The sequence below is a fragment of the Rhodanobacter sp. LX-99 genome, from assembly GCF_018599185.1.
Lineage (GTDB): Bacteria > Pseudomonadota > Gammaproteobacteria > Xanthomonadales > Rhodanobacteraceae > Rhodanobacter.
Genome location: NZ_JAHFVL010000002.1, coordinates 431,525 through 446,695 on the forward strand (window position 1 = coordinate 431,525; position 15,171 = coordinate 446,695).

Below are 15,171 nucleotides of genomic sequence, written 5' to 3' on the forward strand. Positions count from 1 at the left end.
GGCAGGACCGATGGGGAGCGCCAACCATAGGGCAAACGACCGTCGGCCTGCATGTGCCGGTCGTTTGGCCGCGGGTGCAAGTGTCATCCTGCGGTCAGGAAAATACCGCAGGCTGAGTGCGGCCTGACCTGCTGGCGCCGTGCCCGCCCCGCCTTGTCCGTGGCGGGCTACCATGCGGGAACGCTGTATCCACCCTTGCCGGACCCGGTGTACCGATGAGCAGCCGCCTGATTCGCGAAACCTTGCCGACCGACGCTGCCGCGCCAGCCGCCAACGATGCCGCGCCGTCGATGCCAGGGCCGGACCTCACCGACAGCCGGCTGTACATCCACCGCGAGCTGTCGCAGCTGCAGTTCAACATCCGCGTGCTGGACCAGGCGCTGGACGAGCGCACGCCGCTGCTGGAGCGGCTGAAGTTCCTGCTGATCTTCTCCGCGAACATGGACGAGTTCTTCGAGATCCGGGTGGCCGGCCTGAAGGGCCAGATCGCGCTGGATCACGAGATGATCGGCCCGGACGGCATCCCGCCCAAGCGTGCGTTGGCCGAGATCAGCGAGATCGCGCACCGGCAGATCGCACGGCAATACGCGATCCTCAACGAGCGCATCCTGCCGGAACTGGTCACGCACGGCATCCGCATCGTTCGGCGCACGCAGTGGACGCACAAGCAGAAGCTGTGGGTGCGCCGTTATTTCCGCGAGGAGGTGGCGCCGCTGGTCACCCCGATCGGGCTCGACCCGACCCACCCGTTTCCGCTGCTGGTCAACAAGAGCCTCAACTTCATCGTGCGGCTGGATGGCGTGGATGCGTTCGGCCGCGACTCCGGCCTGGCGATCGTGCCGGCGCCGCGCGTGCTGCCGCGGCTGATCCGCATGCCGCTGGAAATCTGCGAGGGCGGCGACAACTACGTGCTGCTGTCCTCGATCATCCATGCCCATGCGGAAGAGCTGTTCCCCGGCATGCAGGTGCTTGGCTGCTACCAGTTCCGGCTGACCCGCAACGCCGACCTCACGCTCGATCCGGAGGACGTCGAGGACCTGGCGCTGGCGTTGCGCGGCGAACTGTATTCGCGCCGTTTCGGCGACGCGGTGCGGCTGGAGGTGGCCGACAACTGCCCGAAGGATCTGACCGACCACCTGCTCAGGCAGTTCGGCCTCGCCGAGTCGGAACTATACGAAGTGAACGGCCCGGTGAACCTGGCGCGGCTGTTCCGCATCGCCAACAACGTGAGCTATCCGCAACTGCAATACCTGCCGTTCACGCCGGTGCTGCCGAAGGCGCTGCAACATGCCGAGGACCTGTTCGAGGTGATCGGCAAACAGGACGTGCTGTTGCTGCACCCGTACGAGTCGTTCGCGCCGGTGGTCGATCTGCTGCGCCAGGCGGCGAAGGACCCGCAGGTGCTGGCGATCAAGCAGACGCTGTACCGCACCAACGCGAATTCGGAGATTGTCGACGCGCTGGTCGATGCCGCCCGCGCCGGCAAGGAAGTGACCGCGGTGGTGGAGCTGCGTGCGCGCTTCGACGAGGAATCCAACCTCACGCTTGCCTCGCGCCTGCAGCAGGCCGGCGCGATGGTGATCTACGGTGTGGTCGGCATCAAGACGCACGCCAAGCTGGTGCTGATCCAGCGCCGCGAGGGCAGCGAACTGGTGCGCTACGCCCACCTCGGCACCGGCAACTACCACACCGGCAACGCTCGCCTGTACACCGACTACAGCCTGCTCACCTCCGACGAGGCATTGTGCGAGGACGTGCACAAGCTGTTCAGCCAGCTCACCGGCATGGGCAAGGTGCTGCACATGAAGAAGCTGCTGCATGCGCCGTTCACGCTGAAGAAGACCCTGCTGGAACTGATCGCGCAGGAAACCGCGCACGCCGCCGCCGGCAAGCCGGCGCAGATCATCCTCAAGGTGAACGCGCTGACCGAGCCGAAGATCATCCGCGCGCTGTACAAGGCCAGCATCGCCGGCGTGCAGGTGGACCTGATCGTGCGCGGCATCTGCTGCCTGCGCCCCGGCGTGGCAGGCGTCTCCGAAAACATCCGCGTGCGTTCGATCATCGGCCGCTTCCTCGAACACAGCCGCGCCTACTGGTTCGCCAACGACGGCGAGCCGCAGCTGTACCTGTCCAGCGCCGACCTGATGGAACGCAACCTGGACCGCCGCGTCGAAACCGCCTTCCCGATCGAGGGCAAGAAGCTGCAGCACCGCGTGCGCAACACCCTGCAGCGGTACCTCGAGGACAACGTCGGCGCGTCGTTGCTGCAGCCGGATGGTGAATATCTTCATCCGGCACCCGCCGATAACGAGGCCGTCCACGATGTGCAGGCCGAGTTGATGGAGAAGCTGTGCGGGGCAGCGGCCGGCAGCGCGCACTGAGGTAATCGCAGGTTTCCTGCGCGCACGAAAAAGCCGGCGCAAGGCCGGCTTTCCGTCGATCGTAAAATCCGTGGTGGAGCGGATGGGGATCGAACCCACGACCTCCACGATGCGAACGTGGCGCTCTCCCAGCTGAGCTACCGCCCCACGGAAGCAGTGAATGTTAGCAGCGTGCGTGGGGGTTCGCCAAGACCTGATGTGCCAGGCTCAGCCGGGCAGCAGGCTGGCCAGGCGGCCGTGCAGCACGTCGCGGCGCCAGCCTTCGAGGAAGTCGGGCCATTCCGCGGTGACCACGTATTCCTCCAGCACCTTGCGCGGGCACAGCAGGCCGGGCGGCAGGTCGAGTTCGCCGGCGAGGGTGTCGATCAGCTGTTTCATGTCGCCGAGGGCTTTCTTCGCCTCGCCTTGCGGATGGCCGGGGATGCGCGCGGTGGCGGCGATTTCCTCGGCGCCGACCGCGGGTGCCAGCAGTTCGAACAGTTCGCTGCGCTGGGCGGCGCGCAGCGCACGCTGGCCGCGGCTGCGCTGTTCGAGATCGCCGGGGCTGGCCGGCGGCTGTTGCGCCAGGCTCAGCGCCAGGGCGTCGTCGAGCAGCCAGGGACGCGGCACGTCGAGGCGGCGCGCGCTGCGGTCGCGCCACAGCAGCAGGCGGCGCAGCAGGGCCTGTTGCGCGACCGGCCAGTCGGCGGCGCCACGCAGCGCGCGTTGCGGCTGCGGGTCGCCGCCGCGGTGGCTGGCGCGCTGCTTCAGGCGCGCGCAGTCTTCGGCATGCCAGGCGCTGCGGTCGCGCTGCTGCAGGCGCTCGGCCAGCTGCTCGTGGATGGTTTTCAGGTACACGACATCCAGCGCGGCGTAGCTGCGTTGCGAGTCGGTAAGCGGGCGTTGCAGCCAATCCGAACGGGTCTCGCCCTTGTCCAGGTCCACCTCGGCCAACTCGGCGACCAGCGCGCGGTAGCTCATGCCCAGGCCCATGCCGGCGAAGGCGGCGGCGATCTGGGTGTCGAACAGGATGTGCGGACCGTCCGGCAGCAGCGGAGCGAGGGTTTCCAGGTCCTCGCCGGCGCTGTGCATGATGGTCATCGCCGGGCCGGCACCGAGCAGCGGCTGCAGCGCAGCGCCGATGTCGAACGCGAGCGGATCGATCAGGGCGTAGCGCCCATTCCAGCCCAGCTGCAGCAGCGCCAGTTGCGGATAGAAGGTATTGCGGCGCATGAACTCGGTATCCAGGCCGACGGCGGCGTCGGCGGGTATCGCGGCCAACCACGCCTGCAGCGCATCGGGGCGGTCGATCCAGTCGGCGGCAGTGGTTTCGGGTGGTGACATCAGTACTCCTTGGAAAGGCGCGTGGCGCGGATTGCCCTGTCGGCGGTTTGTGCCTATGGTGAGCAGCGCACGATAACAGGCCGCACCAAGGACGCCCATCTATGCCGAACAACGCAACCCTGCGCCGTCAGCGCACTCTCGGTGGGGCGCTCGGGGTGATCGTGCTGGGGTTCGCGCTGACGTATCACTTCTTTCCGCGGCTGTTTCATGTCAACCCGACCCAGGCACCGCGTCGTTCGATGTCGCTGGGGGCCGCCACGCCGGGCAGCGGCCTGCAGCCGGAGCGGGTGTCGGCGATCGGCGAGCTCAATGCCGGGCCACCGCTGACGCTGGCGCCGACAGCGGTGATTGCCGCGCGCAGCAGCAAGAACGCGAACCTGCCCGAGCAGTTGAGTGCGGACCCGCCCGAGGTGCAGGCGCTGCTGGAGCGGGCGACCAGGGCGTTGCATGCCGGCCAACTGGTCGGCGACGGGAACAGCGCCGCCGCGTTGTTCCAGCAGGCGCTGAAGGACAAGCCGGACAGCCGTCGCGCGGCGCAGGGCCTGTTCGACGTGCGCGCGCGGCTGGTGGCGGAGATCGACCAGGACATCGCGGTGGGCGACGTCGACGCGGCGCAGGACCTGCTCGGCGCGCTGCGCACGCTGCCGAATGCCGAAGCGGAAGTGACCCAGCTGGAAGCGAGCTTGAAGGTCCTGGAGAAGGTGCGGCCGATGCTGGCGAAGGCCGCCGGCCTGCTGCAGCAGGGCCGGGCCGACCGGCCCGCCGGCGGCAGTGCGCTGGACCTGTACCGCGAGGTGCAGGCGCTGGACCCGCAGAATGCGGTGGCCGAGCAGGGCATCTTCCAGGTGCAGCGGGCGGTGCTCGACCGTGCGCTGGCGGCAGTGGCGCAGAACGATTTTGCCGGCGCGGACCGGGAGCTGGCCAGGGCGCAGGCGATCCGCCCCGGTTCGCAGCAGATGATCGACGTGCACAAGCGCGTCGACGACATGCGCGAGCAGCGTGCGAACGGCGTGCTGGCGCAGGCGCACTCGGCACTGGATGCCGGCAATGTCGGGCTGGCGACGAAGCTGGCGGCGCAGGTGCGGGCGATCGCCCCGAGCTTGGCGGCGCTGGCGGCGTTCGACGAACAGCTGACCAATGCGCGGTTGTACGCCAGCTACAAGCCCGGCCAGGTATTCGCCGATCGCTACATCGACCTGCCGGGCAAGACACCGACGATGGTGGTGATTCCCACCGGCAGTTTCCGGATGGGCGCACCGGCCGACGGGGAAGACCACACCGATGCCGAGATGCCGCAGCACACGGTCACCATCAGCAAGGGTTTCGCGATGGCACGTACCGCGGTGACTGTGGGCGAGTTCCGCGAATTCGTACGTGCCAGCGGCTACGTGCCCGACTCGGTCAAGCTGGGCGGCGCCAGCGTGTACGACGAGCGCAGCGGCGCGCTGCACGACGATTCGGACGCGACCTGGCAGGACGACTACGCCGGCCGCAAGGCCGACGACAGACTGCCGGTGGTGAACGTCTCCTGGAACGATGCCAAGGCATATGCCGACTGGCTCGGCCAGCGCACCGGCAAGACCTACCGGCTGCCCAGCGAGGCCGAGTTCGAGTACGCGCTGCGCGGCGGCACCAGCAGCCGTTATTGGTGGGGCGACGACGTGCCCACTCGCCAGGTGGAGAACCTGACCGGCTCCGGCGACCGCTCGCGCAGCGGCCGGCGCTGGAGCCATGCCTTCCGCAATTACCGCGACGGTTACTGGGGGCCGGCGCCGGTGATGAGCTTCGCCGCCAACCCGTTCGGCCTGTACGACATCAACGGCAACGTGTCCGAGTGGACGCAGGATTGCTGGCACGACAACTATGTCCGTGCGCCAAACGACGGCAGCGCCTGGATCAACCCCGGTTGCCGCTCCCACGTGGTGCGTGGCGGCTCGTGGGGCAGTTCGCCGGACCAGGTGGACTCGGCCTACCGCCAGGGCGCCAACGGCGACCTGCGCAGCGGCCGCGTGGGCTTCCGCGTGGTGCGGGAGCTGTAGACAAGAAAAGTCGGGCTGGTTTGTGATGGGGTGGGAAGGGACAGCCTTTCGTCGACACATGAGTCTAATGTGTCGATAAATGGTTTGTTTTTCGACGTGTTGTAGGCTAATGTCGACGCCTTCGACATGTTGTCAAAACGTGTCGATGACCTAGGGGAACCATCGACATGCCTTTTGATCCACTGCGGCCCCATGACGACCTGCCGGCGCTGCCACCGGCGGCTGACATCGAATCGCGGCCCCTGCTCAAGGCCTGCATCGAGGCCCGCGCCGCCCTGGCCGAGCTCAAGAGCGTCGGCGCCGCCATCCCCAACCAGGCCGTCCTCATCAACACCATTCCCTTGCTGGAAGCCCAGGCCAGCAGCGAGATCGAGAACATCGTCACCACCAGTGATGCCTTGTTCCGCTTCGCCCAGGACGAGCAGGCCGCCGATCCGGCCACCAAGGAAGCGCTGAACTATCGCGCCGCCTTGCGTGAAGGCTTCGAATCGCTGGCCGAGCGCCCGCTCGGCACCGGCACCGCCGTACGTGTGTGCAGCCGCTTGAAGAACCGCGACATGGATGTCCGCCGCGTCCCCGGTACCGCACTCAAGAATGCCGCGACCGGCGAAGTCGTCTACACCCCGCCCCAGGGCGAGGCATTGCTGCGCGGCAAGCTCGCCAACTGGGAGCGTTTCATCCACGACGCCACGGACGTCGATCCGCTGATCCGCATGGCCGTCGCGCATTACCAGTTCGAGGCCATCCATCCGTTCCTCGACGGCAACGGCCGCACCGGCCGCGTGCTCAACCTGCTGCTGCTGGTGGAGCAGGGACTGCTGGATCAGCCCGTGCTGTACCTGTCCCGCCACATCCTGCGCCATCGCATCGACTACTACCGCCGGCTGCTTGCCGTCACCCGCGACGGCGCGTGGCAGGACTGGATCGCCTTCATGCTCGATGCGGTCGCCCAGACCGCGCGCTGGACCGGCGACAAGATCCGCGCCATCCAGGCCTTGCACGCGCAGGCCACGGACTTCGTGCGCACGCACGCGCCGAAAATCTACAGCCGCGAGCTGGTCGATGCCCTGTTCGTGCAGCCGTACTGCCGCATCCAGAACCTGGTGGACGGCGGCATCGCCAAGCGCCAGACCGCCTCGGTCTACCTCAAGCAGCTGGCCGATCTGGGCATGCTGGTGGAGGTCAAGGTCGGGCGCGAAAAGCTGTTCCTGCATCCCAACTTCGTCCGCCTGCTCACCAGCGACGACCATCCCGTGCTGCCGTATGGCAGTACAGCAAGCCGGAAAGACTGATTCATGACCGCCGATCACTTCGCCCACCTCGACCAATTCGGCGCCGACCTGTGGAAGCTGGCCGACCAGCTGCGCGCCAACTCGGGGCTGGCCTCCAACGAATACTTCATGCCTATCCTGGGCTTGCTGTTCCTGCGCCACGCCACCAACCGCTACTACGCCGCGCGCAAGGCCATCGCCGCCGACCAGGCGGCCGGCCGCATGCCCAAGCGCCCGTTGCGCGATGCCGATTTCACCCAGCGCCGCGCCATGAACCTGCCCGAGGCCGCGCGCTACGACGTGATCCTGGAACAGCCCAAGGACGGCAGCCTGGGCCACGCGCTGGTCGCCGCCATGGAAGCGGTGGAAGCGCGCTTCCCGCCGCTCGCCGGCCAGTTGCCGAAGGAATACGAGAAGTTCGACGACGACCTGCTCGAATCCATGATGCGCAAGTTCGACACCGAAGCCCTGCGCACGGCGGGCGGCGACGTGTTCGGCCGCATCTACGAATACTTCCTGGCCGAGTTCTCCAAGCAGGGCGCGCACGACAACGGCGAGTTCTTCACCCCGCCCTCCATCGTGCAGACCATCGTCAACGTGATCGAGCCCGACCACGGCATCGTGCTCGACCCCGCCTGCGGCTCGGGCGGCATGTTCGTGCAGTCCAGCCACTTCATCGAGGCCGAAGGCGCCGACCCCATGGCCCGCGTCACCTTCTACGGCCACGAGAAGAACGAAACCACGGCGAAGCTGGCGCAGATCAACCTGGCCGTGCACGGGCTGCAAGGTTCCATCCGCGCCGGCAACGACGCCATCACCTATTACAAGGATCCGCACGAGCTGGTGGGCAAGTGCGATTTCGTCATGGCCAACCCGCCGTTCAACGTGGACGAGGTGGACGCCGACAAGATCAAGGGCGACCCGCGCCTGCCGTTTGGTCTGCCGGGCGTCAACAAGGCCAAGAAGGTTTCCAACGCCAACTACCTGTGGCTGAGCTACTTCTACGGCTACTTGAACGCCAACGGCCGTGCCGGCGTGGTGATGTCCTCGCAGGCCTCCAGCGCCGGGCGCGACGAAGCCGCCGTGCGGCAACGGCTGGTAGACACCGGCGCCGTGGACGTGATGATCGACATCCGCGGCAACTTCTTCTACACCCGCACCGTGCCGTGCCAGTTGTGGTTTTTCGACCGCGCCAAGGAGCGCGACAAAAAGCGCCGCGACGCTATCCTGATGCTCGACGCGCGCGGCATCTACCACAAGGTCACCCGCGCCATTGTCGATTTCAGCCCTGAGCAGCAGCAGAACATCGCCGCCATCGTCTGGCTGTATCGCGGGCAGCGCGAACGTTTCCTTGCCCTGGTGCAGCGCTACCTGCAAGGCGCGCTCGACAACGGCCAGGTCGTGCGCGCGCCGCTCACCGCCTTCCGTGAAGAACTGAACGCGCAGCTTGATCGCATGCAGCCCTTCGCCAAGCGACAGCGCAAGAACAAGCAGGCCGAGAGCTTCAACGCGGCGTGGGATGAACTCACCGCCACCCGCGGCACCTTGGCCGCCGATGCGCAAGCACTGACGGATGCAGTCCAGTCCCGCGCCAAGGCGTGGAAACCCAACGCCAAGCCCGACAACGCCAAGCTGCACAAGGCCCGCGAAGCGTTGCACGACGTGGCCACGCGTTGCCGCGACCTCACCAAACAGATCGACCTTGCAGCCAAGCTCGCCGCCCGCGCGGCCGACACGGCGGTGAAGGAACTCGATGCTAAGGATGCGGAGAACTGGGACAACACCGCCATCAACAAGGGCAAGAAGGCGCTGGAGGCCGCGCGCGCCAATGCCGCCGAAGCCCTGCGCCTGACCCGCTACTTCGTGAAGCAGGCCGACTGGCTGCAGGAGCGCTTCCCGGATGCCGAACTGGTGGACGTGCCCGGCCTGGTCAAGCGCGTCAGCCGCGCAGAAGTCGCCGCGCACGACGGCAGCCTCACGCCCGGCCGCTACGTCGGCGTGGCGCCGGAAGAAGTGGACGAGGATTTCGACTTCGAGGGAACCCTGCGCGCCATCCACATCGACCTCAGGGATTTGAACGAGGAAGCGGCGAAGCTGGCGACGACGATTGCGAAGAACTTTGAGGAGTTGGGGGCGTGAGCTGGCGCACAAGCACGCTTGGTGACGTGTTGACGCTGAAGCGTGGTCACGATTTGCCGGAGGGCGCACGTGTGCCCGGTGACGTGCCGGTTGTTTCGTCGTCGGGGATTACCGGATGGCACAACACGGCGATGGCCGATCCGCCCGGTGTCGTCACCGGGCGATATGGAACCATTGGCGAGGTTTTCTTTCTCGATGAACCGTATTGGCCGCTGAATACGTCGCTCTATGTGATCGACTTCAAGGGCAACGATCCGAAATTTTCGGAGTACCTCTTGAGGAATACGCTCCGTAACTACCGTTCGGAGAAAGCCGCCGTGCCCGGTGTGAATCGGAACGTATTGCACACGCTCGACGTATCGGTTCCTGATTTGCAAACACAGCGCAAGATTGTATCCGCGTTGTCCGCCTACGATGACCTGATTGAAAACAACCGGCGGCGGATCGCGTTGCTGGAAGAGGCGGCGCGGCTGCTCTACCGCGAGTGGTTCGTCCACTTCCGCTTCCCCGGCCACGAACACACCCAGTTCATCGACGGCCTGCCCGAAGGGTGGCAGCGGTGCTATCTCGGTGATGTTGTTTCAACCCAATACGGCTATACGGCTTCCGCATCGGTGGAGGAAGTTGGGCCAAAGTTTCTGCGTGGTACTGACATAAACAAGCACTCTTTCATCGACTGGTCCACCGTTCCGTATTGCCCGGAACAGGGACTTGATTACGAAAAATATGCGCTGTCACCCAGCGATTTGCTTGTCATCAGGATGGCCGATCCCGGTAAGGTGGCGCTGGTAGAGAAGGACGTGAAAGCGGTTTTTGCGTCGTATCTGGTTCGATTGATGGTGAACGAACCGCAGAAAATTCCACCGCTCTTCCTGTTCATGACTCTCAGCTCTGACAAGTACCAGTCGTTCATTGGCTCATCGAGCGGAGGCTCAACAAGGAAGAGTGCAAGTGCAAAGCTCCTCACGGACTTCCATTTCGAGCTTCCGACACGAATGCTGCGCGAGCAGTTCGCTGAGCAAGTTGCACCAATGCGAGAGATGATCACGAAGCTTGTCGATCAGTCTGCGAGTGCAGCCAAGGCCCGCGACCTGCTGCTGCCACGGCTGATGAGCGGCGAGCTGACCGTATGAGGCGACACAGGGGGTAGCGCATGGCGGCGACAGGCATCAACAGCGAGGACCAGCTGGTGCAGGCCACCTTCGCCGAGCATCTGGCCAAGCTCGGCTGGGAGTCCGTCTATGCCTTCAACCACGAAACCTTCGGGCCGGACGGCACGCTGGGCCGCAAGGACACCACCGAAGCCGTGCTGACGCGCGACCTTCGGGCGGCGCTAATGCGCTTGAATCCCGAGCTGCCGGACACCGCCATCGAATCCGCGCTGCGACAGCTCACCGCCTTCGACGCCAGCCGCTCGCTGGTGCAACACAACCACGAGTTCTACCGCCTGCTGCGCCATGGCGTGCCGGTGACCTGGCGCGACGCCAGTGGCCACCAGAAAAACGGCCGCGCGCGCGTGATCGACTTCGATAACGCGCCCGGCAGCAATCGTTTTCTGGCCGTGCGCGAATTGAAGCTCACCGGCCTGCGTACGCCGCACTACAACCGCCGCGCCGATCTGGTGTGTTTCGTCAACGGCCTGCCGCTGGTGTTCATCGAGCTGAAGGCCGTCTACAAGAACATCCGCAGCGGCTTCGACAACAACCTGCGCGACTACATGGACGAGCAGGTGATCGGCCATGCCTTCCACCACAACGCCTTCCTGATCGTGTCCAACGGCGACCGTGCGCGCTACGGCTCCATCACCAGCCACTGGGAACACTTCTACGAGTGGAAGCGGCTGGACGAGGACGACGCCGGCCGCGTGGATGCCGAGCGCCTGCTGAATGGCATGCTGGCGCACGACAGGCTGTTGGACCTTGTCGAAAACTTCATCCTGTTCGACGACAGCCGCGCCGGCGCGACGCGCAAGGTGGTGGCACGCAACCATCAGTTGCTGGGCGTGAACCGCGCCGTGGCCTCGGTAGCGCGGCAGCAGGCGATCAAGGCCGAGCTGCCACCCGGCGAACGGCTGCGCCATCGCGTGATCGAACTGCCGCTGGCGCGCAAGGCGCCCCGGAGGCGCAAGCAAGACAAGTACTCCAGGGCGGCGGAAGAAGCGGGAAGCTACATCCCGCAAGGCCCGGTGGACATCATCGAGCGCGCGCATCCCGATCTCGGGCGCCTCGGCGTGTTCTGGCACACGCAGGGCAGCGGCAAGTCGTATTCCATGGTGTTCTTCACCGAAAAGGTGCGGCGCAAGCTGCCCGGCAACTTCACCTTCCTGCTGATGACCGACCGCAACGATCTGGACGATCAGCTCTACCAGACCTTCACGGGTTGCGGTCTGGCCGACAAGACCACGCCGCGCGCGGCCAGCGGCAAGGAATTGCAGACCATCCTGGCCGAGAACCACGCCTATGTATTCAGCCTGATCCACAAGTTCAACCAGGACGTGAAGCCGGGCGAACCCTACAGCGAGCGCGACGACATCATCGTGCTGTCCGACGAGGCGCACCGCACGCAGGCCGGGCGGCTCGCGCGCAACATGCGCCTGGCGCTGCCCAACGCGGCCTTCATCGGCTTCACCGGCACGCCGCTGTTCAAGCAGGACGAGCTGACCCGGCGCATCTTCGGCGATTACGTGTCGCGCTACGACTTCAAGCGCTCGGAGGCAGACGGCGCCACCGTCAAGCTGGTGTACGAAAACCGTGGCGAAAAGCTGGGCGTGGCCTGCGCCGATCTGAATGCGCGCATCGCCGACAAGATCGAGGAGGCCGAGCTGGACCCCGACCAGCAGGCGCTGCTGGAAAGGCTGCTGGGCAAGGATTACGAAATCATCACCGCCGACGAGCGGCTGGACCGCATCGTCGCCGATTTCGTGGAGCACTGCGCGACGCGCTGGCAATCGGGCAAGGCGCTGTTCGTGTGCGTGGACAAGATCACCTGCGCACGCATGTACCAGCGCATCGCGCCGCGCTGGCAGGCGAAGGCCACGGCCATCCGCGCGGAGGCCGAGGTGCGCAAGCGGCAGGCGCAGGCCGCCACCGATGCGGACACCGCCGCGCAGCTCAATGCGCAGGCCGACCGCCTGCGCGAACAGGCCGCGTGGATGGAGTCCACGCTGATCGAGATCGTCATCAGCGAGGCGCAAAACGAGGTGGCCGACTTCAAGCGCTGGGACTTCGACATCGTGCCGCACCGCGCGCGGATGAAGCAGGGCTTCGAGACCGCCGGCGGCGAGCGGCTCGACATCGAGCAGGCGTTCAAGAAGCCCGATCACCCGTTCCGCATCGCCATCGTCTGCGCGATGTGGCTGACCGGCTTCGACGTGGAGTGCCTGTCCACGCTGTATCTGGACAAACCGATGAAGGCGCACACGCTGATGCAGGCCATCGCCCGCGCCAACCGCGTGTATCCGGGCAAGGATTTCGGCCTGATCGTGGATTACAACGGCATGCTGAAAAGCCTGCGCGAGGCGCTGGCGCAGTACGCGCTGGGTGATGACGGCGAGGGCGGCGATGACATCGTGGTGCCCATCGAGGAGCGCGTACAGGCATTGATCGAGGCGTTGGAAGCCACCGAAGCGCACTTGCGCAGCCTCGGCTTCGATCCTGCGCAATTCACCGGCGCGACCGGTTTTGTGCGGACGGGATTGTTCGGCGATGCCGTGGAAGCCGTCTACACCTCGGACAGCGCCAAGCGCCGCTTCGAGGTGCTGGCGCGGCAGGTGTTCACCCGCTTCAAGGCGCTGCTGACCGAACCCACCGCGCTGCAATATGCCGAGCGCCACGACAACATCGAGGCGATCTACAAGAAGCTCATCGAACGCCGCGACACCGCAGACGTGACGGCGCTGCTGAAGGAACTGCACCGCATCGTCAACGCCGCCATCCGCACCGAAACGCCGGGTGGCGACCAGACTGCCGGACGGACCTATGACCTGTCCAGAATCAACATGGAAAGGCTGCGCGACGAGTTCGCCAAAAAGGTGAAGCACAAGGCCACGGTGCTCAAGGACATCCGCGACATCGTGGAGGCGAAGCTCGCGCAGATGCTGGGCAAGAACGCGACGCGCATGGACTACCAGCAGCGCTACGAAGACATCGTGGCCGACTACAACAACGACAAGAACCGCATCACCATCGAGGAAACCTTCCGCCGTCTGATGGAGTTGGCCGACAGCCTGGACGAAGAGCAGGACCGCCACCTGCGCGAAGGGCTGAGCGAAGAGGAGCTGGCGCTGTTCGACCTGATCCGGCGCGACGACCTGAGCAAGAAGGACCGTGAACGCGTGAAGCAGGCCAGCCGCGACCTGCTGGCCGCGATTCAGCAGCGCCTTGGGCAACTCGACCGCTTCTGGGAAAAGGAACAGACCAAGGCGGATGTCGAGACCTTCATTCTCGACAAGGTCTACGCCGACTTGCCGGCGCCGCCCTTCACTGAAGCCGACAAGCAAGCGGCAGCCGATCACATCTATCAGCACGTCTGGCAGCAGGCGCTGCGCGGTAACGCCGCGCGGGCGGCTCCATAAGCCGGGTGCGACCTGCCGGCCGTAGCCGCTACGGCGTCATCCTGCCGGAGCGCAGCGTATGGCAGATGCCATGAAGTGGATGCCGCGACTGCGTGCAGCATGACTTGGCCCGGATGCTGCACGCCGCTCCATGTTCAGCTTGATTTGCCAGGCCCGCTGCGCGGGACCGACGATGAACTCGTCGCTGAGATGATCGTGTGGGTGGTGTGTTCGATGCGCAAGCCCGGCCCGGGCCGAGGCTGAACCTGGGGCAGGCTCAGCCGCGGACAGGATTTGCGGAACAAAACAAAGGCCCCGAAGGGGCCTTGGTCATTGGTACCGGTGAGAGGACTCGAACCTCCACTGTGTCACCACAAGCGGATTTTGAGTACGTCGAATGTCAATGAATTTTGTTGAAAAACAACAATTTACGAATGACGTAAGTAACAACGTAAGTAACTAAATTAGCTAAACCAAAGGTAACCAAGTACTGCGGATGACGCCAGTTCCTAGCTGGGCAGGGATCGCGGTTAGCTACATAGTAGTACGGCGAACTTCGCTCCCGTACACGATTGGTGCATAGAGCACTGCCCGGTACGAAGTCGCCAATCCACTTGTGCGCGATGGCTCTGCTTTGAGGTCACCAACGGTGATCAGACCTAGTATCCCCGACTTCATACCATGATGCACCAAAGGCGAACGGGGTGCTTAAACCTATCGTCACGATGAAGGCGCTGAGTGACACCTCAACCTTCGTATCTACGCGATGTAGGCGCGCTTGCCTGCGTAGATTCCCGTTGTCTGAAGGCACTGGGTAAAGGGAGATCGGACAACCGCCCCTTCCTGCAATGCAGGTTCCTGTAGCGCGCTGCCGACGACGTCCCTAGACGTAACGACCGGTCGCACTTTCCCCGTGCAAGGGAAAGTGCGTCCAACGAACCCTTCCGTAATGAATGGGATAACCAAATAGAACCTCGGCGCTAGCGCCGAGCGGGCTGTGCCCGCTTGTTGATAGGAGAGAAAGAAGAATGAGTTTGATTGAACCGCGAAAGGTGAAGACGAAGTCGGAACTGGTCCAAGTGCTTGCTAACACGATGATCGAATTTGTTGGCGAGCATGATGCGTCAGACGAGATGGGTCTTCGACGAGTTACCAAAGAACTGAAAACAATGATCAGAAACAAGAAAAGTGTTCATGTCGTTTTACTGGAAAAGAAGAGGAGCAATCAATGATGACGTTCGAGCAATGGATTGAATTGATGAAGGTGCTGGGTGATCCGTACGGTGCAATTCATGAATCATGGTTCAAGGATGTGCGTGATGCCGTTATGGACTTCGCGGCGGCGCATGCCCCGCGACTGGAACAACCATGTGGCGTGGTCTACGAACGGAGGGAGGAGAATGGTGACTACACGCTATGGCTGTCATCGCAACTACCGACTACCAAGTGAGCTTGTCGCTGAAGTT

The 15,171-nt window shown here is 64.6% G+C and carries 9 protein-coding genes and 1 tRNA gene; 8 read left to right on the top strand and 2 right to left on the bottom strand.

Annotation, left to right across the window (positions count from 1 at the left end):
* Window positions 1-215 precede the first annotated feature (215 nt).
* Window positions 216-2,381, top strand: coding sequence for a polyphosphate kinase 1 (gene ppk1, locus KK131_RS12715; RefSeq protein ID WP_214557090.1), 2,166 nt, complete (start codon window positions 216-218; stop codon window positions 2,379-2,381).
* 71 nt (window positions 2,382-2,452) lie between these two features.
* Here ppk1 and KK131_RS12720 read toward each other — a convergent pair.
* Window positions 2,453-2,528, bottom strand: a tRNA-Ala gene (locus tag KK131_RS12720).
* Between the two features lie 60 nt (window positions 2,529-2,588).
* On the bottom strand, window positions 2,589-3,704 hold the full coding sequence (locus tag KK131_RS12725) for an HRDC domain-containing protein (protein WP_214557091.1): 1,116 nt from the start codon (window positions 3,702-3,704) through the stop codon (window positions 2,589-2,591).
* 101 nt (window positions 3,705-3,805) lie between these two features.
* On the opposite strand from KK131_RS12725, the gene KK131_RS12730 reads away from it, so the two are divergent.
* From KK131_RS12730 to KK131_RS12760, 7 genes are all read left to right on the top strand, one after another.
* A complete protein-coding gene (locus KK131_RS12730; protein ID WP_214557092.1) occupies window positions 3,806-5,743 on the top strand; it encodes an SUMF1/EgtB/PvdO family nonheme iron enzyme in 1,938 nt (645 codons plus the stop codon).
* Between the two features lie 167 nt (window positions 5,744-5,910).
* A complete protein-coding gene (locus KK131_RS12735; protein ID WP_214557093.1) occupies window positions 5,911-7,035 on the top strand; it encodes a Fic family protein in 1,125 nt (374 codons plus the stop codon).
* Window positions 7,036-7,038: 3 nt separating this feature from the next.
* Window positions 7,039-9,153: a class I SAM-dependent DNA methyltransferase gene (locus KK131_RS12740; RefSeq protein WP_214557094.1), complete on the top strand. Its 2,115-nt coding sequence runs from the start codon at window positions 7,039-7,041 to the stop codon at window positions 9,151-9,153.
* Window positions 9,150-10,286 carry a restriction endonuclease subunit S gene (locus KK131_RS17770; RefSeq protein ID WP_214557095.1) on the top strand — a complete coding sequence of 379 codons (1,137 nt, stop codon included), beginning with the start codon at window positions 9,150-9,152 and terminating at the stop codon, window positions 10,284-10,286. The genes KK131_RS12740 and KK131_RS17770 overlap by 4 nt, the downstream gene beginning before the upstream one ends.
* Before the next feature lie 20 nt (window positions 10,287-10,306).
* Entirely contained in the window at window positions 10,307-13,726 is a 3,420-nt protein-coding gene (locus KK131_RS12750) for a type I restriction endonuclease subunit R (protein ID WP_214557096.1), read from the top strand.
* 1,007 nt (window positions 13,727-14,733) lie between these two features.
* Entirely contained in the window at window positions 14,734-14,937 is a 204-nt protein-coding gene (locus KK131_RS12755) for a hypothetical protein (protein WP_214557097.1), read from the top strand.
* Entirely contained in the window at window positions 14,934-15,155 is a 222-nt protein-coding gene (locus tag KK131_RS12760) for a hypothetical protein (RefSeq protein WP_214557098.1), read from the top strand. Before KK131_RS12755 ends, KK131_RS12760 begins: the two co-directional genes overlap by 4 nt.
* Window positions 15,156-15,171 lie beyond the last annotated feature (16 nt).